The sequence below is a fragment of the Vreelandella subterranea genome (assembly GCF_900111305.1).
Classification (GTDB): Bacteria; Pseudomonadota; Gammaproteobacteria; order Pseudomonadales; family Halomonadaceae; genus Vreelandella; species Vreelandella subterranea.
The window spans coordinates 227,706-250,879 of the sequence record NZ_FOGS01000005.1; the positions used below are offsets into that span (position 1 = coordinate 227,706).

Here is a 23,174-nt window from a genome sequence, read left to right on the forward strand (position 1 = left end):
AGTGTTAGCACAAGCGCGTATTATTCGGCGCCCGTTGTCTCTTGTTCGAAGCCTGGTTGTTCCGGGTCTATTGCTTGCTCCGGATTTTCAACTGGTGGCGCGTCGTCAGGTACGCCACTTGCGTCTTCCGCGGTTTCTGATAGCACCGTGGAAACATCGGTCTCCATCACCACCGGATTGCGGATGGCCTCGGCAATTTCAGGCAACAGCACGATCAGTTCAATGCGCCGATTAATCGGGTCATCGGGCTCAGTCTCAGGCAGCAGCACCCGGTCTGCATAGCCGGAAACACGCAACAGTTGACCCGGATCAAGTCCTCCCGCGATCAGTTCCCGGCGGGAGGCGTTAGCCCGGTCATTCGACAGTTCCCAGTTGCTATACCCTCGATAGCCGCCGGCATAAGGCACGTTATCCGTGTGACCACCGATACTCAGGTCGTTAGGCAGCTCATTGAGCAGCGGCGCAATGGTTCGCAACAGATTACGCATATAGGGCGCCACCTGGTCACTGCCCAACTCGAACATGGGGCGCTGCTCGGTATCCAGGACTTGAATACGCAGGCCCTCGCGCGTCAGGTCAAAACGCAACTGTGAGCGCAACTGGCGTAGTTCAGGATCGAGCTCGATAGCGCGCTCGATGCGCTCCTGCACGTTCATGAAAAACCGCCGCTCTTGCTCACTGGGACGCGTTGCCTGCCTTAAATCAATGCGTGCACGCTCGCCGTCACTATGCGTCGGATCAGGGCCGCCGCCAGGAATCGCACTCGTGCTTCCGGAGCGGTCACCACCGGTAATCGCGGTCGTCAGCGGCGTACTGAAATATTCGGCGACGCCTTGGCGCTCTTCGTCGCTGGACACACTGAGTATCCAAAGCACCAGGAACAACGCCATCAGCGCCGTCATGAAGTCGGCAAGGGCTATTTTCCATGCGCCACCATGGTGCGCATGTACGACTTTCTTGCGCCGAATAATGATCGGCCGCTTATCTCCCGCCGTACTCATGCACTACCAGCCTTTTTCGCGTCGCGTACGTAATCTTCCAGCTCGTTAAATGTGGGACGCTCAGTACTGTGTAATGCCTTCCTGCCAAACTCCACCGCCAGTTGAGGCGCGTAGCCGTGCAGGCTGGCCAAAAGCGTCACGCGAACGCACTGAAGCATTTTTTCCGCTTCTTTCGCCTGTCGACTGATCGTGCTGGATATCGGACTGATAAACCCGTAACCCAGCAGAATGCCCAGGAAGGTGCCTACCAGCGCGTGGGCGATCATCTCCCCCATCTGGTCTGGCCCCGCATCGGCGTAGGTCAATGCTTTCACTACGCCCATTACCGCCGCCACAATGCCAAAGGCAGGCATTGCATCGCCGACTTTGGCAATCGCGTCGATGGGAATGTGGGCTTCCTGCTCGAATGCCTCGATTTCATGCAGCATCAGCTCATCGATTTCCATGGGCTCCATGCCGCCGCTGACCATCAGGCGCAGGTAGTCGGTGAGGAAATTCATGATGTGCGGGTCCGCCAACACCGTGGGGTGTTCCTGAAACAACGGGCTTTCCTGAGGATTGTCGATATCCCGCTCAATCCCCAGCATGCCTTCACGGCGAACCTTGGAAAGCAGCTTGTACTGCAGCGCCATCAGCTCCATGTACATCGTCTTGTTATACTTTTTGGTACGCTTCAGCTTAGGCATGATTTTAAAGGTGGCCTTGATGGCCTTGCCGTTGTTGGAGGCAAGAAAGGCCCCAACACCAGCACCACCAATCATTAAAAGCTCAAGTGGCTGAAAAAGGGGGCCCAAGCTACCCCCTGCCAGCACGTAGCCACCAAATACCGAAAATAATACAACGATGTAACCTAAGAGGATCAGCACAGGCAGTGTCCTTCGCTATTTCAATGGTCTATAACGGAACCAGCGGTGACCCGTTACGTCTTAAAATCATTTAGTGTTTGATGGCGATTTACACATCTGCCGCGTTTTGCCTGCCCGGGATGGCGGTTGGCAAATGCCGCAAACATAGTCGTGCATCGGGTTATGGGCGTGAGCAACAAAGCGACCACCGCAACGGGTACACGGCGTCAGCTGGAGCAAATCGCTCTCAAAGAAACGTACCAGCGTCCAGGCGCGTGTCAGCCCCAAAACCGGCTCTACCCCCTCAACATCAATCTGCTCGCCGTATAGCCGATAGGCCTTCACGAAGGCATCAATGCGCTCACAGTCAGCTTCTTCCACCAAACTGGTATAAATGTTGTAAAACAAGGACGAGTGGATGTTGGGCAGCCAGGTGATGAACCAGTCGGTCGAAAAAGGCAGCATGCCCTTAGGCGGCGACATCCCTCTTACCTCTTTGTACAGCTTGATGAGACGTGTGCGGCTAAGCTCTGTCTCTGTCTCCAGTACCTGCAGCCTTGCTCCAAGTTCAATCAGCTCAATAGCGAGCTGCACCTGGTGCATTTCGTCTACCAAGCTTTTTTGACTCACGTGCTGTCCTCCGGCGGCATCGACTCGTATTCCTCGCCAGCCAGCAGTAGTGACGCATGCAGACTGGCGAGGCCTTGATCACGCGGATTGGCGGTCACCTGCTTCAGTCGCTCAATGCTTGCCTGACCGAACCGGCAAATCAACTGGTTGGTCCGCGACAGCTTCGTGAGCTGCCGAGCGTTGAGCGATAAGATAAGATCCGCCACCTCTCCGTCGATTTTCAGACGGAACATGGCGGCCTCCCGATCTTCACTCAACAAGCGCTGTGCGAGCAGCAAGTACGCTAAATTGATTTCCTGTATTTCATCGAGAAAGCTGGTTTGACTCATAGTGGCCTATCGGACGATGCTGACGCCTCTTTTAGGGTGGTACTGGCGCCATGAGTGATGTTTTGATACTAATCCAAACATCATGGTTGCATACCGCGTTTACATTGGCTACTCAGCCTTCTCACGCTTGTGTAGACCAGCCTCCGACAATTCAAATACCCATACCAACAGCTCGGCAATTACCTGATACAGGTTGGCAGGAATCTCTGCATCCAAATCCAGTTGCATCAAAAGCGCGACAAGCTCCGGCGCATCATGCACATAAATCCCCTGACGCTGTGCCTCGGCCATGATGCGTTCGGCCAGATCGCCATACCCCTTGGCCACCACCCGCGGCGCTCGCTCGTGGTCCTGATAGGCCAACGCTACCGCTTGACGCCGCGATTCATCTGAAGACATCCGGGGCCTCCTCGACGTAGCGTGCGCGCACCTGAACCTTGCGCAGATCCAGCGCCTCCAGGCGCGACTCAAGCGCAGGCACGCCAGCCTCCAGGCGCTGATGCACTGGCGCCTCACTGGTGGTTAAATCAATGCTCAACACACCTCGATAAAGTCGCAGCGACACGCTGAAAGCGCCAAAGCCAGGCACATCAAGCTGCATATCGGACTGCCAGCTGTCATCAGACGCTCGCTCCTCTTCACCGTCTTCCTGATGCTGCCCGCGTGTCGGCAGATTAATCGCCAGCGCCATAAAAATACCTGCCCACACGTCACCTTCCCAGCGAATCGTGGGCGTCACCAGCATTTCAAGCTGCTGGCGCACCAAGCTTTGCAGACTTTCATGCACCACTTCGCGTGGTTGGCGATTGGGCATGATGTCAGGCGTATCCCGGGCCAGACGCGCATCAATGTTGGCCTGCTGCGACTCTTTTGCCTGAGTGGCGAGTTCAGCCGTGCTGAACGTGCCTGCATTTCCCGCCGACGGCTGAGCGGTAGGCAGCGTATTGGCTGGCGATACTCGCGCTGCCGCAGACTCATTCGGGGCGGGCGTTAACGGCGTATTGGGCAATATTGACGCGTTACCCGGCGACGCCACCAGCAGTGGCGAGGTACCGCTGGGCAGCATCCCCGATGGGGTCATGCCGCTGCCTCCAGCTTGAGGCGCCACCCCAGCCCCCGGTGCCGTCGACGCCAGAGGTGATGGCACTGAGGCTCGCGGGCCAGGCTGCATTTGCGGCTCTCTCAATAACTGCTGCCGACTGGCCTCACCCTGAAACCAGCGCTTGAGATGTGCCTCGTAAAACAGGCCACTGTCCCGCACACTGGCTTCGAGCCGCGTTGCCAACTGTGTCGATGACGGCGATTCAGCCGTATTCATCAACGGCGCTTCGGCACGCATGACGGTAGGCGGCGCTGGAAAGCGCAGCAATACGTCCGCAATACTGCGTGCCGCGGGACTAAAATGCGTCTGGGTTGACCCAGGCGGCAATGCCGGTGCATCACCTCGCTGAGGCTGTCGTCCACCGTCTAGCTGGGGGGGCAGCCCTCGCATATCCCTTAGCGCCGTGTCGCGTAGCGCCGTTGAGGCTGCGTCACGACCATCCAGCCGCGCATCCCCCATCAGGGCACGCGGTCCTTCACCCGGCACTACTGGCTTGATCGGCTGATCCATTAACCGCTGACTGGACACATCGCCCCGACGCCCCAACACTTGATGAAGCAGGGTATCGATCAGCGGGTTAATGGTACTCACGACGACCTCGGCGCCTGATCATCATTACCCCCAAACGCATGGCCTCTTGCCTGCTGGGGGGCATAGGCGCGGTGCAGGTTGCGCTGACGTTGGGATACATTGATCAACCGCCCCAACTCATCACGACGGGCAATAAGCTGCCGACGGATCTCCACGTCCTGCTCCAGAATCGCTTCCAGAAGCTCTGCTTTACGCTGCTGCGCGGAAGGCTCGAGCGTCACCGAGGCATCCAGCTCGCGCAACTTTTCAACCAGCAGGACGTAGTGGGTCCGCTGGTCAATCAATTCTGCCCACTGATCCTTATCGGCCAGTTCGTGCATATGCATGACGCTGTCGAGTAGCGCCGCATAGGTGTCAATGAGCGTTTGCTGCGCGTCATCTCTCGTCGTGGTGGAAGCCGCCATTAGTGCCTCATGCAGATTGCTGTTGGCCAATTTCGCGCCATGCAGAGGCAATGTCCTCAAGCAGCCGCTCGGCTTCATCCAGGCTCGCTTCGTCATTGCGCAGATTAGCCGTCAACAACAGGCGTGCAATATAGCTGTACAAGGTGCCTAGCTGCTCTGCGATATCGCCGCCTTTCTCGCGGTCGAGTGCCGCCGCCAAGCCATTGTTGACGATATCGAGCGCTTTCGAAATGGACCGCCCCTTTTCAGCTGAGTTGTCCGATTGCATATGGATACGGGCTGCGCGAATAGCGGCTTGCGCGCCGTCGAACAACATAACGATCAGCTGATGGGGGTCAGCCGACATCACGCCGCTTTCAACGCCAACCCTTGCATACGCACTGGCTCCTCGACCATAGGCGGCTGCACCGCGCGAGTATGTCATAGGTGATACTCCTCATCGCGTGGCGACCGGATGCGGTCGCCACTAAGCAAATTGCTGGCAAGCATATCGCTGTCAACGCCTGCCTTTAATGATTATCGGCGAGTGACATAGCGACTTTAATGCTTCAAGGGGTTTTTCTTCGCCAGGTCTTCGCCCACTTCTACCAACGTCATCGCTATGTCGATACGGCCACTTCGCCAACCGGACGCCCCAGCTTCTCGACAACATTTCCGCGTATCGTCTCACCCAGATTATCGCGCATCGGCGCACTCGCTGACGCCGCCAACTGCACCTCCGTGAGGTTACCCTGTTCATCAATACGCAACACCCACGCCAGCTGCTCACCGGAAAAGCGCACCAACGCACCGACCGGCAAGGCCTTGAAATGTTCGACGTAACGCTTTATCCAATGAGGGTCAAACTGGTGGGAATGAGTCAACAGGTGGCGGTAAATCTGCTGCGCAGTTTTCGCGGGACGATCACTTCGGTCACGCCGCAGGGCTTCCGCGACACCCACGATGGCACTGGCCTTGGCAAGCTCGTTCAATGATTCTCCCGACACACCATCCGGGTAGCCGCTACCGTCCATGCGCTCGTTGATACCGCTGATCACGGCAGACGCAACGCCACGAGACAGCCACTGGCAACTGTCGAGTCGCTCTAACACAAGCGAAACGTGTTCGCTTAATGTCTGGCGGTGCGTCGCCTCGAAGTGAGCCGCCTTGAACAACACCTGAGGCACCAGCGCCTTGCCCAGATCATGAACCAGGCCGCTGGCCACGACAGCCTTGCGCACGTCACGAGGCATACCCGCGCCGACCAAATCCAGCAAGTGAACTGCCACGGCGATGCCATGACGGACCAGCAGCGGTTCGGGCGAAAGGCATCGACAAGCGAAAAGCAGCGATTCACGATCCTCTTCATGCAGATCCATCAGCCGATCGGCGTACAGGGAAAGCTGGCGCGAGTCGATATCACTGCCTTGCTGCAGCGCCAGCATCTGCCCATCAAGAAAGGCGGCAACCTTGACCAGGCGGCGGGCCATGGGGGTGGCATAGCGCTTCAGGTCGCGCCGCCCGACATGCTCGCCGGCGCCTACTCGACCAGCAGGCGAGGTAAACAGTGGCGATGGCTGGCGACCCTCCCGATCCTCCTTGGCATAACGGGCCGACTCGCGCTCGATCTCACAGACGAAATACCAGATCTGACGTTCCTGATCGGCACTGCAGGAACCGAAATAAAACCCGACGCGCAGCAAGTTTCGATCCGGGTCCGGTCGTTGATGGCGGCCCGAGGCCTGAATCGCAAAGTGGGTGCCGTCGGGAAATTCAAAGGCAATATCCAATGGCCCCTCAGCGGTTGCCAGCATGCCGCTTGCCGTCATGGGCAGCTCCAGCTGACACCCCTGCTGGGACAAGTCGCGCAATTCGCCATGAATCGCCTCATGCCCGGGCATGCTGACGCTGGCAGCTACCGGCATACCGATGCGCAGTTCCGCACGAAACGCCTCGCGCCGCTGAAGCACGTCCAGGTACGCTGGATAATCACTGCAGCACAGAAAACGACCGCCAGAGCGGCGGGTTTCAGTCAACGACAGCAACGGCGTGCGCAGCACCTTTCCCTGCGTCTCCCCCACCAGATAAAAAGCCACCCCCTGCTGAAGGCGACCGAGCAGGTAATCTACCGACGAAAGGTCCAATACCAGCGTTTCGCCCGGATGCTGCTCCATCAGCACGACCGGCTCCGGCCGCCCACCATCATCCTCCAGGCAAAGCGACGCGCCGCCGCTTTCCACTAACGAATCCAACAGCGACGCTACCGCTACCGGGTTTTCGACTCGCTCATACTCTTCCTCAAGGGCCACCATGCTCTCCTCACCTCTCCCATTGTCTCAACGGACTACGCGCAAAGCGCTACACGATACCAGAAGCTGACGACAACCAGGATGCGCCACTCTCACTCCATGCAAGGTTTCGCTTAGCGGCCATGCCAAACAGAGCAACAAAGTTAACTTTATCTACCAATACGGCCCAGTCGCCACTAAAGTTATCGTTAGTAGCGCCGATTACTTTAGCGTAAGCACCAGAAAAAGGGCTCAAAAGCCGCTCAGACAAAGCCTCAGGCCAGCAGAACTCACCAACCAGCGTTGGCCACCAGGAGCAGACAAGAGAAAAACAGGGGAATACGCACGATGAATTCAACCAGCATTGACGCTATCAACCGTGTTCAGACAGCCCAGCTAAACACACTGTCGCCACGCCAGCGTCTTGACGATGTATTGGAAAACCTTCCTACGCCCGGAAGCCAACTCAGCGAGAATCAACAGACTGAACCCTCTGCCGGGGAGCTCGTCGAACCCATCCAACGCATCAATGAGGTAATGCGAGAGCGAGGAATAGAGTTTGAGATCAGCGAGAATTCGTCGCAGATCATCGCCCGTGTCGTTGACCGTGATTCGGGCGATGTGATTCGCCAGATTCCTGCCGAGGAAGTCATCCGCATTGCCGAACAGCTGCAAGACATGCGCGGCCGGTTCGTCTCACTGGAAGCTTGAACCACTGGCACGGAAACCCGCAACCAGCAAACGCAGTATAAGGCATAGCACAGGTAATTAGTGCCTACGGGGTTACACCTGCATGTTCATGACATCGCGGTAGGCAGACACCAGGCGATTACGCACCTGTAACCCCATCTGAGAAGCAACGCTCGCCTTCTGCATATCAATCATGACATCCGCCAATTCGAGGTTAGGGTCTCCTGCCTGAAATGCTTTCGCCTTGTTGTCGGCATCCAGCTTTAGCTGGTTGATGCGTTGAATGGACGCCTGCAGCTCACCACCAAAACCGCCATGTCCTGCGGACTGGACAAGTGCGCCGCCTTGCACTGGCTGATTGGCCGCCTGGCTGGCCAACCCCTGCATCTGCTGCAGCGTTGCCTGTATTGCAGGAGTACTCATGTTGTCGCCTCGATCAGTAAAATGGCCGAACGCATGAAGCCTATCACCAGTATGACAAAGCTCATACGGACAATTACGTGCAAAAAGCCAGGCTTTTCGTTCCTTTATGGTTGCCTCGCCACCGGATAATGGCGTTCATCATAATTACGCCTCATATTTTCGGCGGATAACCGCAATTGACGGAATTTAGCCTATGCCTTCTATGGTGATGTGCCTGGGCAGCTGCCTGTTTTGCCTGTCCCAAGGGAGGGATTCATGAGCGAAGCGGGTGCTGCGGCGGGCCGTCAGACGAACACCACCACGCCCTCTGCTCGTGAAGGCGCTGGTAGTGATAACGCGAAAACTTCCTTTGCTGACCGCGTGCTATCTCAGCTGCGTGGTAATCCCCTTGTCGCGCTACTGGTAGCTGGCGCCGCGACCATTGCCGTGATTGCCGTCCTTATGATGTGGGCAAGCAGTCCCGACTATCGCGTGCTGTACAACAATCTTGATGAGGCAGACGGCGGTCGCATCATTACCGAACTTGACAGTCGCGGTGTGCCCTACCGGTTCAGCGACAACGGTCAAGCGATAATGGTTCCTGGCAACCAGGTGCACTCTCTGCGCCTCAACCTTGCTGAACAGGGCTTGCCCCGAGGGGGCAACGTTGGCCTGGAACTCATGGACGACCAGGCGTTCGGGATCAGTCAGTTTGCCGAGCAGGTCAATTACCAGCGGGGACTGGAAGGCGAGCTAAGTCGTTCCATTGAGTCATTGGGGCCTGTAGAAAGCGTTCGCGTTCACCTATCGATGGCCAAGCCATCGGTGTTTATTCGCGACCGGGAGCCCGCGAAGGCGTCGATAGTGCTGACCCTGTTGCCAGGGCGCGTGCTCGGCGACGGTCAGGTCAGCGCCATCGTCCATATGGTATCGAGCAGCGTGCCGGAACTGGCACCCGAAGATGTCTCCGTGGTCGACCAAAACGGCCGCTTACTGTCGGCAGACACCGGCGGCAGTAACGACCTTGATGGAAGCCAACTGGCGTATCTAGCTGAGGTCGAGCGTTCTTATCAGCAGCGTATCGAGCATATCCTGATACCGATTCTCGGCGAAGAAAACGTACGCGCCCAGGTTGCTGCGCAGGTGGACTTCTCCCGCCGGGAGGAAACGTCTGAACGCTATGGCCCTAATCAGCCGCCTAATGAAGCCGCCGTTCGCAGCCGCCAATTAAGCTTGTCCTATGACGGTGAAAATCTACTGGGTACCGGCATTCCTGGTGCCCTCAGCAACACACCGCCTGGCACAGCACCGTCCCCCATCAATCAGCCTGACGGTGAAGGTGACACAGACGGCGAAGAACCCCCTGAGGATGCCCTTCGCAACCTGCAGCAGGACGACGTCGTCAATTACGAAGTTGACCGCAGCATTGAACACATTCAACACCGGCTGGGGCGCGTTGAGCGCCTGACGGCAGCGGTTGTGGTCAACTACCGTGACACCATCAACGAAGAAGGTGAGCCAGAGCAGGTCCCCCTATCGAATGAGGAGGTGCAACAGATCGAGCGCCTGGTGCGCCAGTCGATGGGCTTCTCCGAAGCGCGCGGTGATGCCATTGATGTAGTCAACACCCCGTTTGTCGATATCAGAGAAGAGGCGGGCGACACCCCGGAATGGTGGCAACGCCGGGACACCCTGGAGCTGGCTGGGCAACTCGGTCGCTACCTACTGGTAGCACTTGCCGCCCTGCTGCTGTACCTACTGATTCTAAGGCCGCTTATCAAGCGCTATACCGCATCGCCTGTCATGGCGACAGCCGCGCCTGGTGGAGGCGTTCAGGCCAGTGTTGGGGATGATGAAGATGAGTCGGTGGAAAACGAGGAAGACACCGACGAGACGTACCAAAAGCCGAAACGCCGACGCAAGACATCGCTGTACGAGCACAACCTCAACGACCTGCGTGAGATGGCGCAAGAGGACCCTCGCATGGTAGCGATGATCGTGCGCAGCTGGATGAATGCCAATGAGTAATGTAGTTGCCAATATGGGCGGCGCCCGCAAGAGCGCCATCCTGTTACTCGCCCTGGACGAGGACAGCGCCGCTGAAGTATTCAAGTTCATGAATGCGTCAGAGGTTCAGGAAATCAGCATGGAAATGACCCGCCTTCAGCAGGTCTCCCATGAGGACATGAAGGCGGTGCTCGAAGCTTTCCATAAAGAGACGGAAGAATTTGTCGCCCTTAACCTTAACTCCAGCGAGCATATTCGTTCGGTACTCACCAAGGCGTTGGGCAATGACCGCGCTTCCAGCCTGATTGAAGACATCCTTGAAAGCAGCGCAGAAACGTCAGGTATCGACTCGCTCAACCTGATGGAAGCGTCGATGGTCGCCGAGCTCATCCGCGATGAGCACCCGCAGATCATTGCCACTATCCTGGTCCACCTGGAACGTCACCAGGCGTCCGATGTACTCGAGCTCTTTGAAGAGAAGCAGCGCAACGACGTGGTGCTGCGTATCGCGACCTTCAGCGGCGTTCAGCCGGCGGCCCTGCAGGAATTGACCGAGGTACTGTCCGGCATGCTCGACGGTCAGAACCTCAAACGCAGCAAGATGGGCGGCGTGAGAACGGCGGCGGAAATTCTCAACCTGATGAATTCGTCGCAGGAAGAAACCGCCATCGAAACCGTGCGTTCGCACAGCGAAGACCTGGCACAAAAGATTATCGACGAGATGTTCCTGTTCGAGAACCTGCTCGACCTGGACAACCGCGCCATCCAGATGGTCCTGCAGGAAGTCGAGACCAACTCACTGGTAGTCGCCCTCAAAGGTGCCCAGGACGCTCTGGTGGACAAGTTCTTGCGCAACATGTCCCAACGTGCTGCCGACCTGGTCCGCGAGGACATGGAAGCCCGTGGGCCCATTCGCGTGTCTCAGGTTGAAGCCGAGCAGAAGACAGTGCTCCAGGTAGTCCGCCGCCTGGCGGATTCGGGTGAAATCGTCCTGGCAGGAGGAGATGACGAGTATGTCTGAGGCCCAATCGCCACAGTTCGACCGTCACCAACAGTGGCGGCGCTGGCAGATGGATGAACTCATGCGCCCGAACAGCGCTGACGAAAATGCAGCGCCAGCGTCAGCATCGTCCAACCAGCGCAAGATTGACGCCGCTCAGAAGGCTGCCAAGGAGGCACAGCGTCGAGAAGAGCAGGCGCGCCAGGAAGAATACGATAAGCTTCGCGAGCAAGCCGAAGCGGATGGTTATCAGGCAGGCTTCGCCCGCGGTCATGAAGAGGGCTTTGCAAAAGGCCTTGAGGAAGGCCGCCAGCAGGCTGAACAGGAACTCGCTCAGCAAACGAAAGACACCCTGGTACCGCTTGGTAACCTTGCCAAGCAGTTCTCGGACGCACTCACGCAAATTGATGACGCCATTGCTCATGACCTGGTGGCGCTGGCCACAACGACAGGCAAGCAGCTGGCTGTCGAAGCGCTGAATGAAACGCCCGAGCGTATCTTGACACTGGTACGCGAGCTACTGCATACCGACCCCCCGCTTGTCGGCCAGCAGCGGCTTTGGTTAAACCCCGATGACCACGCGATTGTCGAAGAGCACCTCGGGGTTGAGCTTGAAGCCGCCAACTGGCAACTCCAGCCTGATGACCAACTGGCCCGGGGCGGGTGCCGTGTGACCAGCGCCCAAGGCGAGCTCGATGCCACCTTTGAGAGCCGCTGGCAGGCCGTGCAGGCTCAGGAACGCAAGCGCCAATCAAATTCATCCAAGTCGTCGACGTCATAGGGGCTGCCATGACCACTTCCTGCCCCCACCAATTCCGCTGGCAAAAAGCCATCCGCCGCACCACGCAGCGGGTCAATGCGTTGCCGCGGGTGGGCACCAGTGGTCGCGTCGTGCGGGCAACCGGGATGGTCGTCGAGGTGGTCGGACTTCGCGTCGCGGTCGGCAGCGCCTGCAGAATCGAGCTGCCCAAAAGCGATGTCCATCATGATCAGCCTTATGCCGAAGCCGAAGTCGTGGGGTTCGCTGGGGATAAGCTCTACCTGATGCCACTCGAGCAAATCTCAGGCCTGATGCCCGGTGCCCGCGTATCACCGCTGAGCGACGGCAGCGGCCACAGTGCAAGACGCTTCCCTATCGGCGAGGAACTGCTGGGTCGCGTACTTGACGGCAACGGCAACCCACTCGATGACCGTGAGCACCTGGAGGATACGGCCCGCGCCACCCTGGACACACCACCCCTTAACCCGCTATCCCGGGCGCCCATCGAGTCCCAGATCGATGTCGGTATCCGCTCGATTAACGCACTGCTGAGCGTCGGCCGGGGTCAACGCATGGGGCTTTTCGCGGGGTCGGGGGTCGGTAAATCGGTACTCTTGGGCATGATGGCACGCTACACCAAGGCGGATGTCATTGTGGTAGGCCTTATCGGCGAACGTGGCCGTGAGGTACAGGATTTCATCGACAACATTCTTGGCCCCGAAGGCCGGCGTCGTGCCGTGGTCGTCGCCGCGCCGGCCGACACGTCCCCCCTGCAGCGCCTCCAGGGGGCTGCCTACGCCACGCGGCTGGCCGAAGGGTTCCGCGATGAAGGCCGCAATGTGCTGCTGATCATGGATTCCTTGACGCGCTTTGCCATGGCCCAGCGCGAAATTGCCCTGGCCATTGGCGAACCTCCGGCCACCAAAGGGTATCCGCCGTCGGTATTTGCCAAGCTGCCCAGTCTGGTGGAGCGGGCAGGGAATGCGGAACGGGGCGGCGGTTCGATTACCGCGTTTTACACTGTCCTGACCGAGGGTGACGATCAGCAGGATCCGATCGCGGATTCCGCCCGGGCAATTCTCGATGGCCATATTGTCCTCTCCCGCACCTTGGCTGAAGCGGGGCACTATCCGGCTATCGATATTGAAGCCTCCATCAGCCGCGCAATGACCGCGATCACCGACGAAGCCCAGCAGCGCCAGTCGCGTGTCTTCAAGCAGTATTTCTCACGTTATCAGCGTAATCGCGACCTGATTAGCGTCGGGGCCTACTCACCCGGCCACGACCCTCAGCTCGACGAGGCGGTGAAGCGTTTTCCCGAACTTGAGCACTTTTTGCAGCAGAACATTAACGAAAGCGCCACTATCGACGCGTCCCGACAAGCCCTGAATGCCCTGGTTGGAGAGTCCGCATGAGCCGAACGCAACTTGAGATGCTTGCCGACTTGGCCCGCGAAGCCCGCGACCAGGCGGGCATTGCCCTGGCCCAGGAACGGCAGGGCGAACAACAGACAACCGCTCAATTGAATTCGCTCAAACGCTACCGCGCAGAGTACGCCGAGCGTTTGCAACGGGCAATGCGCGACGGCATTGACCCGGCTACCATGTATAACTACCAGCAGTTTCTGGGCTCACTGGATGCGGCACTGGAGCGCGCTCGCCATACGCTGGCGGCACAGCAGAAACGCGTGGAAAAACGTCAACAACATTGGCAACAAGAGCAGCGTAAGCTGTCTTCCTACGATACACTGACCTCACGACGGCTAGTGGAAGAACACCGACGCCTTGAGCGTTATGAACAGAAAACCAATGACGACTTGGTGACTAGCCGTTTGGCTCGCCAACGTAATGAGACGCCGCAGTAGCGGTGCCAGGGAACTGAGCATGAATATTCACCAGTTGCTATCAATGACCCAAGGCCAAGCGACCAGCAGCCAGCAAGGCAACACGGCATCGGCTGACAGTGTGCGTGGCTTCTTTCAGCAGGCGCTTGCCCAGGCCTCGGCTTCGCCTCACCAGCGCCTTGCCAGTACACAGGTGGCTTCGCCTTTAAATCAGGCAGGCAATAGCCCCATGGACAATGGTCAGCCTACGGAAGCAGCATCGTTGTCGACGTGGCTGGAATCGCTTGGTCTAGATATTAGCCCCGAGGCCCTGGAGGCATTGGTGGCACGCTTTAGCTCCGACGGCGGCAAATCAATGCCTGAGGAAATGCCCCGTCTTGAAGCTTCCGAGAGCCTGGAAAATGCCACGCTTGATGAAATTGCCCAGCGCCTCGCGCTCATGGCAAGCTTCAGCGATACCGCCAACGAGTCCCAGCAGTTCCCCGGCAACGAGGAGGCGATGCCGACCGCCACAGAACTTGCCGAGCAGCTGGGCATTGAGGAAGGTGATGCAGAGCAGTTGGTGAGCCTGCTCAGTGCCTTTGCTGCCTCTCAGAGCCAGACAGCCAACACGACCGATACCCGGCCATCCGGTGCATCGCGAGGACTGGGTGATATCGCACAGGCATTAAGTGCGTCGCCTCAAACCGCTGACGCGGGTAAAGCCCCACAAGCGGAGAGCCTATTAAGTCAGGCCGACGCGCGGCCAGCTTCCCGTCAGGCGCCAGATACCTGGGTGAATGCGCTCGACACATCAGGACGTACAGCTGACGGATCTAACAAAGCTAACCTGGTTCTGCCGACCACGTCCTCGGAAACACTGCTCAATACCCTGTCGTCGAATAATGCCGGGCAGCCCAACGGACAGGTCCCCGCACAAACGGCTAGCGGTCAGCCAACACCGACGACCGGCCTGGGTAACGCCGCCAACCCGGCACCTGCCACGGTCAACACCCCTGTGACCAGTCCCGCCTGGCCACAACAATTAGGCCAGCAACTCGTCCAGTTCGCCCAGCGAGGGGGTGACCAGCTTGTGCAAATGCAGCTGCATCCCGCCGAGCTTGGCGCCCTCTCTATCTCCTTGAAGTTTGGCGAGCAAGGCGCCCAGGCGCACTTTTTGTCCAGCCACGCCCAGGTTCGCCAGGTTATCGAACAGGCTATCCCTCAGTTGCGTGAGGCGCTGGCGGAGCAAGGTATTTCACTGGGCGAAACCTCGGTTGGCGAACAGCGGGAATCCAGCGAGCAGGGCTTTGCACAGCAACAGCCCGGCTCAGGCAGTCAGCCTGGCATTGATGCTGGCGAAGAAGGCAGCAGTGTCACTCCGACGACACTCAGCGCGCCTATCTCACTCGATGGCAGGGTTGATCTTTACGCTTAACCGATAGCCCGCCAGAGACAATACGTTTTCCATGGCCATTTGCCTGGCGCCTGGAAGCTAAGCCAAAAGATAGGCTCGCCAAGCGAGCCTGTTTATTTCATCACTAGCATGCGCTTTAGGCATAATGCCATATTAACGCCTCGCATGGAGATTACAGGAACGACCAATGGCTGAATCAAGCGGCGGACCCAAAAAACTGCTCTGGGTAATGATCATTTTAGTGCTGCTATCGTCTGCCGGTGCGGCAGCCGCCATTTATATGGTGCTGAATGACCGCGACGGTGATAATTCGGAAAGCACTTCCGAACAGGTCGCCGAGTCAAGGCCACCGGTGTTTCTGACCATCGAGCCTTTCACCGTCAACCTGGCCGATGATCGTCATGGTACGCGCTTGCTTTATACGGGTATTACGCTTCGAGTTGCAGATGAAGACACCCGTGAATTGCTGGAAGAGCACATGCCACAGGTGCGCAGTCGGCTGCTTACAGTGCTATCCGGGCAGGAGGCCAGCGAGCTGACGTCCTCAGAAGGCAAACAGCGGCTCGCCGCCACCATTAACGAAAGGTTGAGCGAGCCTTTCGACGAGAACCAGCCACCGCCTGAGCTGCGTGAAGTGCTGTTTACTGAATTCATTGTGCAATAATTTCGGGAACTGGAGCCGTTCATGTCACAGGACGATCTACTGTCCCAGGAAGAAATTGACGCCCTGCTCAAAGGTGTCAGTGGTGATGACGAGTCATCGACTTCCTCGGCCCAGTCGCAGGATGAATCCAAGATACGCCCTTATGATCCATCCACGCAGCATCGCGTTATTCGCGAGCGACTGCATGCTCTGGACTTCATTAATGAGCGCTTCGCTCGCTACTTCCGTACGGGCTTGTTCAACTTGCTTCGCCGCAGCGCCGATATAACGGTCGAGTCGGTTCGTTACCAGAGCTTCAGCGATTTTTCGCGCAACGTGCCCGTGCCAACCAACCTGAACATCGTCTCGATGCGCCCATTGCGTGGCTCTGGCTTGATCGTATTTCCACCTAATCTGGTTTTCATGGTGGTCGACAACCTGTTTGGCGGCGACGGTCGCTTTGTCACCAAATCGGACGGGCGCGAATTTACCAATACCGAGCAGCGCATCATCCACCGGCTGCTGGGCCTGGCCATTGATGCCTATCAGGAGGCCTGGAAAGTCGTTTACCCGCTGGAAATCAGCTTCTTGCGCTCGGAAGTGCAGTCGAAATTTGCCAACATCACCAATTCACCCAACGAAATCGTGGTGAATACGAAGTTCAATATTGAAGTAGGTAACCTGTCAAGCAACTTTCAGGTCTGCATGCCTTACGCCATGATCGAACCGCTTCGCGATCTTTTGGCAAACCCGATCAACGACAGTAACCACGATCAAGACGGCACCTGGTCACGCCGAATGGCCAGTGAGTTACGCCAGTCAGAAATCGAGTTAGTGGCTGAGTTTGCACAAATACCCAGCCGTATCTCCCATGTCATGGGACTCAAGAAAGGCGACGTACTACCGTTGGAAATTCCCTCTACGGTTACCGCCAACGTTGATGGCGTACCCGTGATGGAGTGCGAGTACGGCAGCCAGCGCCAGCAGCGCGCCTTGCGTGTCAAACGCTTGATTGATCACGCCGCCATGAACAATGTACCGTCCAGCGACTTCGCCAAAGGGGCGACGCGACAGAAAGCCAAGGAATCTAAAGCATGACGGATCCTAATAAACCCGATCAGAACATCTCTGACGACGACTGGGCATCTGCCATGTCGGAACAAGAGCAGGAAGAAACCGCTGCCTCATCCGAAGCCTCCGATGGCGAGGATGAAGATCCGTGGGCAGCGGCGATGGCAGAGCAGCAGGCTGTCGAAGAAGAAGCGTCAGCAGAAGATGACCGTGCAGCCGATGAAGCACCCGCAAGCGAAGCCAAGGCGGCCAGCGATGATGTTTTCCGGCCGCTGACCCAGGAAGGTGGTGCCACACCCTCGCGTGATCTCGAAATGATCATGGATATTCCGGTCAAACTGACCGTTGAACTGGGGCGCACGAAGCTGACCATCAAGCAGCTGCTCGAGCTGGCACAAGGGTCGGTCATCGAGCTCGACGGGCTTGCCGGTGAACCCATGGATATCCTGATTAACGGCTATCTGGTTGCTCAAGGGGAAGTCGTTGTCATCGAAGACAAGTATGGCATCCGCATCACCGAAATCATTACGCCCTCTGAGCGCATTCACAAACTGAACCGATGAGCAGTGAAACCGCTTCAACACAAGATGGGGCGCTCGACGCACTGAGCAGCGGTGGAGATTCCTTGATTGGCATGGCCATGCTGGGTAAAACGGCAGCCGCGCTGGCGCTGGTCATTGCGATCATTTTGCTGTGCACCGCCTTACTCAAGCGCCTCGGCAACACCAAACGCGCTGGTGGCCAGCTTCATGTCGTCAGCAGTGCCGCTGTGGGCAATCGTGAACGCGTGGTCATCGTGCAGGTTGAGGATACATGGTTGGTGCTAGGCGTTGGCAATGGGCGAATTAGCAAATTGCATGAGCGCCCGGCACCTGCCACACCGCCAGTAGAGACACCTCAGACGCCCTCCAGCTTTGCAAGACGATTTTCCCAGGCGCTTGCCCATAATGTCACCCAAAAGCGCCAGGGCCAAACGCCCTCATCTACCTCTGAAACAGACCGAACCCCATGAGGATTAAAACCTTGCGTCTGCCGCATTATCAGCGGTGGCTCATTGTTGTTGGCTTACTGCTGTGTCTGCTTCCGGTCAGCGGTTATGCCCAAGAGTTGCCCGGCATCACGACCCAGCCGCTTGAAGGTGGCGGCCAACAGTGGTCGGTTTCTATGCAGACGCTGTTATTTCTGAGCTCGCTCGCCTTTCTACCCTCCATGCTGCTGATGATGACCAGTTTTACGCGCATCATCATTGTGCTCAGCTTACTGCGAACGGCCATGGGGACCCAGGCGACCCCCCCCAATCAGGTACTGCTGGGTATCGCGCTGTTCTTGACGTTTTTCGTCATGTCGCCGGTTCTGGCACAGGTCTATGACACTGCCTGGGTACCGTTAAGCGAAGAAAGCATCAACTTCGAGGAATTTTTACGCCTTGCGCAGGTGCCATTTCGTGAGTTTATGCTGGCCCAGACCCGCGAGCCTGACCTGGCCCTTTTCGTTCGCCTGGCGGATATTGGTCCCATGCAGGGACCTGACGATTTGCCAATGCGCGTCCTACTGCCTGCGTTCGTTACCAGTGAGCTGAAAACCGCTTTTCAAATCGGCTTTACGATTTTTATTCCTTTCCTGATTATCGACCTGGTCGTCGCGAGTACATTGATGGCACTAGGTATGATGATGGTTCCACCGATCACCATTTCGTTGCCGTTCAAGCTTATGCTGTTTGTTCTGGTCGATGGCTGGCAACTGATTGTCGGGTCGTTGGCTGAAAGCTTCTACATGATATAGCCGTCATTACGACGATGGAGGCCAAATGACCCCTGAAATGGTCATGACGATTGCGTATCAAGGCATGCGGGTAACGTTATTTCTCGCAGGCCCCATGTTGCTTGCCGCCCTGTTTACCGGCCTGATCATCAGTCTTTTTCAAGCCGCGACGCAGATCAACGAGATGACGCTGACGTTCATTCCCAAAATTCTGGCCGTCTTTGCTGTCCTGGTTCTGGCGGGTCCATGGCTTCTTGGGCTAATCACCGATTTCACCCATCGCTTATTCACCAATATCCCCAGTATGGTGATGTAAACCAATGGTTGAGGTCACCTTTGCCCAGCTACAGGCATGGCTGGTGGCGTTTATCTGGCCGTTTGCCCGCATTACCGCCTTCATGGCCGCATCACCTCTGTGGGGACATTCCAGCGTGCCCAACCAGGCCAAGATAAGCCTTGCGGCAGTAGTCGCGGTGGTAATCGCCCCGGTTCTACCTCCCATGCCCGAGGTCCCCCTGATGTCTTGGGCGGGGGCAGGCATCATGGTGGAGCAGATCCTGATTGGCATCGCCATCGGCCTGGTCATGCACATTGTATTCGCCGTGGTTCAGGCCGCCGGGGAGTTTATTGGCCTGCAGATGGGGTTGGCATTTGCCAGCTTTTTTGATGCGGCCAGCGGCACCAACATTATGGTGTTATCGCGGATTTTATATATGGTCACGCTGTTGATGTTTCTTGCTCTGAATGGTCACCTGATGGTGCTGGAAACGCTGGTAATGAGCTTTCAGAGTCTACCCATTGGCATCGGCACGTTTAACCCCAACGCCTTCGAGCTGATGGCTCGCTATGCGGGCACCATCTTTGCCTCAGGGATGCTACTGGCCTTGCCACTGGTCGGCTCGCTGCTGACCATTAATCTAGCGCTGGGGATTCTGAACCGTTCCGCCCCGCAATTGACGGTGTTCAATATCGGTTTCCCGACGTCATTAACGGTGGGCCTCTTGCTGATGATGGTGCTGATGACGGATCTTGAGCGCTTCTTACAGCGCCTGTTCAGCCAGGGGATCGACTTCATGCAGGGGTTGATCGATACTCTGGCACCACTGTCCTGAGCTTTATAAGAAGATGGCTGGCACCATATAAAAAGCCCCTTGCCATCCATTGGCAAAGGGCTTCTAACGTATCGAAACAGTACCACTTAATTAACAGGGCTAGCATTAAAGATAATCAAACAGCGACATACCCTTCACATCAACAAAGGCTTTCTGAGAAGCCTGCAGGCCTACCTGACGTAAACTGTATTCAGAGATTGCCTCGTTATAGTCGAGATCGACCAGATCCGACAACGTCTGTTCGTAGTTGAGGCTGCGGTTATTGCCCACCGCATCAATCACATCGAGTTCGTTGAGGCGTGCACCGGCTGATGCGCGCACTGTGAGAACATTATCCAGCGCATTGTCCAGGTCACGCATTGAGGTATTGAGCGTGTTGCGCAAATCAGCTTTATCGGCGTCGGTCTCAACGGGGTTTTCCAATACGCGGATAGCTTCTTCCATGGTGCGGAACAGGTTCGGTTCGCGTTGATCGCTACCCGCTTGGGCTATCAGAATTTCATCACCCACCTCCGGCTCGCCTTTAAGGTCAACATTAACGCCGCCGAAAGAAACACTCATGCCAGGGATGTAAGCTTGATTGGTAAAATCACCATTATTATCTGGATCATATGCAACCCAATTCTGGCTGTTCTCATCATAGGTCTGGATACTATAAGTGGGGTTATTGCCAGCGTCCTCATCGAACTGGATGCGGTAACTATCACCATAGCCTTCGTCATTGACATCGCTGACTTGTGGACCACCAAAAGTCACGTTGCCAGTGTTATCTCTACTTGCTTCAGCCACGTAGCCTGCACTGCTTGGCACACTTTTGAAAATTGATTCACCATTTTCAGTAACCGACATTAGGCGAGATGCATCGACACGCTGTTCGCGTGTATTACTATCACCTTTATATTCCACGCTGCCATCGGCATTTTTGACAAATGGCGGGTTGCTATCATTATAGCCGCCGAATAGATAGCGCCCGTTGCCGTCGGTGGCATTGGCCTGGCCAAGCATGGTTTCGTAGACGCCTTTCAGCTCGCTGGCAATCGAATCACGATCGACATTGCTAAGCGTGTCGCTGGATGCCTGGATCAGCAACGTCTTGGCGCTGGTAACGGCATCGCTGACGCTGTTGAGAATGCTTTCCGACTGGGCAAGCGAATTGCGCGCCGAGGTACGCGCATCCGCATACTGCTCCGTGACCGCCTTGGCCTGGTCAACACCGACGGCGCGGGAGGCAGCCTGTGGATCGTCAGAAGGGTTAACAACACGACGGCCACTGGCAATCTGCTGGCTGACTTTCAAGAAGTCGCTTTGCTGGCGATTCATGGAGGCCGTGCTTTGGTCAAACATGGTAACGCTGCTAATACGCATGGCTGTTTATCCTCGAATTAACCGCGTAGATTCAAAATGGTATCCATTAGCTTGCCAGCTGTGTCAATAACACGGGCATTGGCTTGATAGAACTGCTGGTAGCGGATCAAGTTGGCGGCCTCTTCATCCAGATTGACCCCGGACTCGGACTGCTGCACCGCGGTTAACTGATCGGTCAGCCCTTGCCGTGCGTCCAGGTTCACTTCAGTAATATTGGTGCGATTACCCACATCGCTGACCATCGCCCCATAGGCACCGCTCACCGTGGCGCGACCGCCAACGACATTCTGGCTTTGCAGGTTCTGCATGGCTAGCGCGTTACGGTTATCACCGGTATTGGCATCGCTAAGGCTGATATTTAAAGATGCCTCTTCGCCAGCCTCAGGAAGTTCATTGAGTGTGAACTCAACACCATCGATGGCAATACGATCTCCCGCCTGAAGTGGCGGGGGAGTAGGCGCTGTCGCATTAGGATCGTAAGCCTCCCCGTTAACAGTCATGGTGGCACTACCAAGATCTGAGTCGCTAACGACACCGTTTCCATCAACAGTAAGGGAGTACTCGTCTCCTTCAGGCAGTGTTGAAAGCGCACCGTCTGCCATGCTGATATTGCCTACATCCAAATTACCTTCAAACTCGGCGAAGCTGCCTGCAGCAATCTTGTCCAGATCGCTGATATTTGCTTCCATACCGGCCCCGGCACGGCGTACCGGCTGGATTTCAAACTGATCGCCGTCAATCGGTGCTGGTGGGTCGCTGAATTCAATCGTCACACCGCCGAATTTTAATTCTTGGTCATCATCCCAGGCGTCCTGGTCAAACTCGACTTCCTGGCCGTTATCGTTGCGCGTCACAACAGGGTTAGCGCCGTCAAAGCTGACGGTGTAATCCGTCGCGCGCAGCTCGTCAACGCGACTGGGGTCGAACTCGGCAGAGGTAATAGTGGCATCGCTGTTAGACTCGTACCCGTAGGTCTGGGGCGCGCGAATGTTGAAAAAATTCTCGCCCTGGTCACCGTTGAGATCGACGCCCTGTCTGTGTTGCTCATTCATGGCGGAAGACAGCGACACAGCCAGCTGCCCGATCTGATTCTGGGTCTTGTCCAGGGTTTCCTGGCGGAAGTTCATTAACCCGCCAAGGGAACCACCTGTCACCACGTCTTCATCCAGCTGCGAAAGGTTGCCGCCACCATCGCGGTAGCCAATGACGGTCCGCTGCGGATCGTACTCTGCTTCCATGGTTTCCAGCTGAAAAGAATTGGTGCCGGTAACCAGTGGCTGACCGTTAGGTAGGCTAATGTTGTAGGTTTTGCCATCCTGAATATTCAGACGCAGGTCCATTCGCTCGTTCAGGTCGGAGACGAGCTTATCCCGCTGGTTGAGAAGGCTGTTGGGGGCTTCGCCAGTACGGGCACGGGCAAGGGCAATCTCTTTATTCAGCCCGGCCACTTGCTCGGTGGTGTTATTGATCTGGGTAACTTCGTCGCCAAGTTGACTGTTGATGTTCGTCTGCATGTCCTGCAGGTAGCTATCGAACGAGCGGAACTGCGCACTTAACGTTTCAGCATTGCCTAGCACCCCCTGACGAGCCGCCGGGTCTGAGGGTGAGCTTGCCAAATCCTCCAGCGAGGAAAAGAAATTTTGCATCAGCGGCGAGAGCCCCGCATCGCGGTCGGCGAGCAGGTTATCAATCTGGGTCACTTGATTGTAATAGGTCTCCAGAGCGCTTGACTGCGTCTTGGCACTGTTGAGCTGTTCCGCCACGTATTGATTGAACTGGCGTTCGATATCGTTGACCTGTACACCGCCGGTTCCCGCGCTAGACTCGCCAAGTTTGGCGATTTCACGGTTGTAGCCGGGTGTATACACGTTGCTGATGTTATTGCTCGCCGTGTTCAGCGCGTTTTGCGCCGCGTTCAAGCCGCTAAGCCCAACAGAAAACATGCTCATGGTTCG

The 23,174-nt window shown here is 56.8% G+C and carries 26 protein-coding genes; 14 read left to right on the forward strand and 12 right to left on the reverse strand.

Features of this window, described 5'->3' with window-relative positions; translation table 11 throughout:
- Positions 1 to 20 precede the first annotated feature (20 nt).
- From motB to BMX75_RS09470, 9 genes are all read right to left on the reverse strand, one after another.
- Positions 21 to 1,001, reverse strand: a complete 981-nt coding sequence (gene motB, locus BMX75_RS09430; RefSeq protein ID WP_092827354.1) for a flagellar motor protein MotB — start codon at positions 999 to 1,001, stop codon at positions 21 to 23.
- Positions 998 to 1,867, reverse strand: coding sequence for a flagellar motor stator protein MotA (gene motA / locus BMX75_RS09435; protein WP_092827358.1), 870 nt, complete (start codon positions 1,865 to 1,867; stop codon positions 998 to 1,000). The genes motB and motA overlap by 4 nt, the downstream gene beginning before the upstream one ends.
- 66 nt (positions 1,868 to 1,933) lie before the next feature.
- A complete protein-coding gene (gene flhC, locus BMX75_RS09440) occupies positions 1,934 to 2,476 on the reverse strand; it encodes a flagellar transcriptional regulator FlhC (RefSeq protein ID WP_092827360.1) in 543 nt (180 codons plus the stop codon).
- Positions 2,473 to 2,805, reverse strand: a complete 333-nt coding sequence (flhD, locus tag BMX75_RS09445) for a flagellar transcriptional regulator FlhD (protein WP_092827362.1) — start codon at positions 2,803 to 2,805, stop codon at positions 2,473 to 2,475. The genes flhC and flhD overlap by 4 nt, the downstream gene beginning before the upstream one ends.
- A 108-nt stretch (positions 2,806 to 2,913) precedes the next feature.
- Positions 2,914 to 3,204 (reverse strand): EscU/YscU/HrcU family type III secretion system export apparatus switch protein, encoded by a 291-nt coding sequence (locus BMX75_RS09450; RefSeq protein ID WP_066318940.1) that lies wholly within the window; start codon positions 3,202 to 3,204, stop codon positions 2,914 to 2,916.
- Positions 3,191 to 4,498 (reverse strand): flagellar hook-length control protein FliK, encoded by a 1,308-nt coding sequence (fliK, locus tag BMX75_RS09455; protein ID WP_092827364.1) that lies wholly within the window; start codon positions 4,496 to 4,498, stop codon positions 3,191 to 3,193. Before fliK ends, BMX75_RS09450 begins: the two co-directional genes overlap by 14 nt.
- Entirely contained in the window at positions 4,495 to 4,902 is a 408-nt protein-coding gene (locus BMX75_RS09460) for a flagellar protein FliT (RefSeq protein ID WP_092827366.1), read from the reverse strand. Before BMX75_RS09460 ends, fliK begins: the two co-directional genes overlap by 4 nt.
- A 7-nt stretch (positions 4,903 to 4,909) precedes the next feature.
- Positions 4,910 to 5,326, reverse strand: a complete 417-nt coding sequence (gene fliS / locus BMX75_RS09465) for a flagellar export chaperone FliS (protein WP_092827368.1) — start codon at positions 5,324 to 5,326, stop codon at positions 4,910 to 4,912.
- 175 nt (positions 5,327 to 5,501) lie between these two features.
- Positions 5,502 to 7,193 (reverse strand): HD domain-containing phosphohydrolase, encoded by a 1,692-nt coding sequence (locus BMX75_RS09470; protein ID WP_092827370.1) that lies wholly within the window; start codon positions 7,191 to 7,193, stop codon positions 5,502 to 5,504.
- A 324-nt stretch (positions 7,194 to 7,517) separates the two neighbouring features.
- On the opposite strand from BMX75_RS09470, the gene BMX75_RS09475 reads away from it, so the two are divergent.
- On the forward strand, positions 7,518 to 7,880 hold the full coding sequence (locus tag BMX75_RS09475; protein ID WP_092827372.1) for a flagellar protein FlaG: 363 nt from the start codon (positions 7,518 to 7,520) through the stop codon (positions 7,878 to 7,880).
- 72 nt (positions 7,881 to 7,952) lie between these two features.
- Here BMX75_RS09475 and fliE read toward each other — a convergent pair whose 3' ends face one another.
- A complete protein-coding gene (gene fliE / locus BMX75_RS09480; RefSeq protein WP_092827374.1) occupies positions 7,953 to 8,282 on the reverse strand; it encodes a flagellar hook-basal body complex protein FliE in 330 nt (109 codons plus the stop codon).
- A 255-nt stretch (positions 8,283 to 8,537) separates the two neighbouring features.
- On the opposite strand from fliE, the gene fliF reads away from it, so the two are divergent.
- The 13 genes from fliF (at position 8,538) to fliR (ending at position 19,854) form a co-directional block, all read left to right on the forward strand.
- On the forward strand, positions 8,538 to 10,289 hold the full coding sequence (gene fliF / locus BMX75_RS09485; protein WP_092827376.1) for a flagellar basal-body MS-ring/collar protein FliF: 1,752 nt from the start codon (positions 8,538 to 8,540) through the stop codon (positions 10,287 to 10,289).
- A complete protein-coding gene (gene fliG / locus BMX75_RS09490) occupies positions 10,282 to 11,289 on the forward strand; it encodes a flagellar motor switch protein FliG (RefSeq protein WP_092827378.1) in 1,008 nt (335 codons plus the stop codon). The genes fliF and fliG overlap by 8 nt, the downstream gene beginning before the upstream one ends.
- Positions 11,282 to 12,049, forward strand: a complete 768-nt coding sequence (locus BMX75_RS09495) for a flagellar assembly protein FliH (RefSeq protein WP_092827380.1) — start codon at positions 11,282 to 11,284, stop codon at positions 12,047 to 12,049. Before fliG ends, BMX75_RS09495 begins: the two co-directional genes overlap by 8 nt.
- An 8-nt stretch (positions 12,050 to 12,057) precedes the next feature.
- Positions 12,058 to 13,443 carry a flagellar protein export ATPase FliI gene (gene fliI / locus BMX75_RS09500; protein WP_092827382.1) on the forward strand — a complete coding sequence of 462 codons (1,386 nt, stop codon included), beginning with the start codon at positions 12,058 to 12,060 and terminating at the stop codon, positions 13,441 to 13,443.
- The gene (fliJ, locus tag BMX75_RS09505) at positions 13,440 to 13,892 is read left to right on the forward strand and encodes a flagellar export protein FliJ (protein WP_092827384.1); all 453 of its coding nucleotides are present in this window, start codon (positions 13,440 to 13,442) and stop codon (positions 13,890 to 13,892) included. The genes fliI and fliJ overlap by 4 nt, the downstream gene beginning before the upstream one ends.
- A gap of 19 nt (positions 13,893 to 13,911) precedes the next feature.
- Complete coding sequence (locus tag BMX75_RS09510) at positions 13,912 to 15,288, forward strand: flagellar hook-length control protein FliK (protein ID WP_175474719.1); 1,377 nt, start codon at positions 13,912 to 13,914, stop codon at positions 15,286 to 15,288.
- Between the two features lie 166 nt (positions 15,289 to 15,454).
- Positions 15,455 to 15,931, forward strand: a complete 477-nt coding sequence (gene fliL, locus BMX75_RS09515; RefSeq protein ID WP_092827388.1) for a flagellar basal body-associated protein FliL — start codon at positions 15,455 to 15,457, stop codon at positions 15,929 to 15,931.
- A 21-nt stretch (positions 15,932 to 15,952) separates the two neighbouring features.
- Positions 15,953 to 17,008, forward strand: a complete 1,056-nt coding sequence (gene fliM, locus BMX75_RS09520; protein ID WP_092827390.1) for a flagellar motor switch protein FliM — start codon at positions 15,953 to 15,955, stop codon at positions 17,006 to 17,008.
- A complete protein-coding gene (fliN, locus tag BMX75_RS09525) occupies positions 17,005 to 17,544 on the forward strand; it encodes a flagellar motor switch protein FliN (protein WP_092827392.1) in 540 nt (179 codons plus the stop codon). Before fliM ends, fliN begins: the two co-directional genes overlap by 4 nt.
- Positions 17,541 to 17,993 carry a flagellar biosynthetic protein FliO gene (fliO, locus tag BMX75_RS09530; protein ID WP_092827394.1) on the forward strand — a complete coding sequence of 151 codons (453 nt, stop codon included), beginning with the start codon at positions 17,541 to 17,543 and terminating at the stop codon, positions 17,991 to 17,993. The genes fliN and fliO overlap by 4 nt, the downstream gene beginning before the upstream one ends.
- A complete protein-coding gene (gene fliP / locus BMX75_RS09535) occupies positions 17,990 to 18,763 on the forward strand; it encodes a flagellar type III secretion system pore protein FliP (RefSeq protein WP_092827396.1) in 774 nt (257 codons plus the stop codon). Before fliO ends, fliP begins: the two co-directional genes overlap by 4 nt.
- Before the next feature lie 25 nt (positions 18,764 to 18,788).
- A complete protein-coding gene (fliQ, locus tag BMX75_RS09540; protein ID WP_066318890.1) occupies positions 18,789 to 19,058 on the forward strand; it encodes a flagellar biosynthesis protein FliQ in 270 nt (89 codons plus the stop codon).
- A 4-nt stretch (positions 19,059 to 19,062) separates the two neighbouring features.
- Complete coding sequence (fliR, locus tag BMX75_RS09545; RefSeq protein ID WP_092827398.1) at positions 19,063 to 19,854, forward strand: flagellar biosynthetic protein FliR; 792 nt, start codon at positions 19,063 to 19,065, stop codon at positions 19,852 to 19,854.
- Positions 19,855 to 19,959: 105 nt separating this feature from the next.
- Here fliR and flgL read toward each other — a convergent pair whose 3' ends face one another.
- Both flgL and flgK read right to left on the reverse strand, forming a co-directional pair.
- Complete coding sequence (gene flgL, locus BMX75_RS09550) at positions 19,960 to 21,219, reverse strand: flagellar hook-associated protein FlgL (protein ID WP_092827400.1); 1,260 nt, start codon at positions 21,217 to 21,219, stop codon at positions 19,960 to 19,962.
- 17 nt (positions 21,220 to 21,236) lie between these two features.
- A complete protein-coding gene (gene flgK / locus BMX75_RS09555; protein ID WP_092827402.1) occupies positions 21,237 to 23,168 on the reverse strand; it encodes a flagellar hook-associated protein FlgK in 1,932 nt (643 codons plus the stop codon).
- Positions 23,169 to 23,174 lie beyond the last annotated feature (6 nt).